Genomic DNA, 1,235 nt, shown 5'->3' with positions numbered 1-1,235 from the left:
TCGAGACGCTCGACGTACCCGAGGAGGCCGTCGACCGCGTCGTCGAACTCCACGAGACCAGCGCGCACAAGCGCTCGATGCCGCCGGCACCAGAGTCCTTATAAACGGCCCGACCGGCCGACGGCGCTGGCGCCCGCGCGCCGTCGACCGCCGCACCGCTACGACGACCCACCGAGGTCCCGAAGCGTCTCGGCGTGCGTCTCGACGAGCGCCTCGAACGCGGCGACCTCGCTGTCCTCCCGCTCGGCTTTGTTTTCCCGACCTCTGAGACACGCCTTCACCGCCTCGAGAGCAGCGGGGTCGTTCTCGGCGATCTCCTCGACAACGGCCCGGGGCTCCTCGACGATCCGCGAGACGAGACCGATACGACGGGCCTCCTCGCTATCGATGACTCGTCCGGAGAGCGAGATGTCGAGCGCGTCCCCGAGGCCGACGGTCTCGGGGAGCCGGACGGTCCCACCCCAAGCGCCGAACAGCCCGAACGTCACACCGGGTTCGGCGAACGTCGCGTGAGGGGTCGCGATCCGTAGGTCGCAGGCCAGCGCGAGTTCGACGCCGCCACCGCGGGCCGCCCCGTCGATACCGGCGACCACGACTGCGGGACTGGTCTCGATGGCGTCGGCAGTACGCTGGCCCCGGCGAACGAACGCCTCGACATCGGCGTCGGCGTCGCCGGCAAGCGCCGCGACGGAGTCCAAGTCGGCACCGGCGCTGAATGCCTCCCCCGCGCCGCGGAGATACACCACCGGAGCAGGGGGATCGGCGACGGCCGTCTCGAGCGCCTCTAGCCCGGCCGGGGTGAGCGCGTTTCGCCTGTCCGGGCGATCGAGCGTAACGACTCGGATCGCCCCCTGATCGTCAATGTCGATCATCACCGAACGGGGGACGGAACGGGCAGTAAGTGCTGCGGTCACGCGGCGGTCGCCGATCCGGCTTCCTCGGCGGCACGTTCACGCTTTCCAAACTGATTTGCCCCTCCCGTCCCTACCGAATGGCAGATGGACGAAACCGCGCACGCCCGGGCCGCGTTCAGCGAGGGGATCGGCGACATCGTCCCCGAAGCCCTCCGGAAACGCCTCGAGGGAGTGCTCGAGTCGGCGTCGATGACCCCCGGTACACTCACCGTCGTGACGGCGACGGCGCTCGACGAGTCGGTCGACCTCGACACCGCTTCGCGCCGGGGCGCCGGGGTCCAGATGAGTTACGAAGGGCTCCGGCTGTCGCGGGATCTCATC

2 protein-coding genes and 1 pseudogene are annotated in these 1,235 nt (G+C 69.9%); 2 read left to right on the top strand and 1 reads right to left on the bottom strand.

Annotated features, from left to right (window positions below):
- Positions 1-104 (top strand): annotated as a pseudogene (locus tag DP106_RS15145) (NAD+ synthase); the annotation flags it as partial.
- Positions 105-158: 54 nt separating this feature from the next.
- On the opposite strand, the gene DP106_RS15140 reads toward DP106_RS15145, so the two are convergent.
- Positions 159-872: an enoyl-CoA hydratase/isomerase family protein gene (locus DP106_RS15140; RefSeq protein WP_015409182.1), complete on the bottom strand. Its 714-nt coding sequence runs from the start codon at positions 870-872 to the stop codon at positions 159-161.
- Between the two features lie 126 nt (positions 873-998).
- Here DP106_RS15140 and DP106_RS15135 point away from each other — a divergent pair.
- On the top strand, positions 999-1,235 hold a 237-nt coding region (locus tag DP106_RS15135; protein WP_449405088.1), incomplete at its 3' end, for a DUF7114 family protein.

Origin of the sequence: Halonotius pteroides (assembly GCF_003605635.1) — an archaeon.
GTDB lineage: Archaea > Halobacteriota > Halobacteria > Halobacteriales > Haloferacaceae > Halonotius > Halonotius pteroides.
Note: the sequence above shows the minus strand (reverse complement) of the source record. Positions and strands in the feature narration are given on the sequence as shown.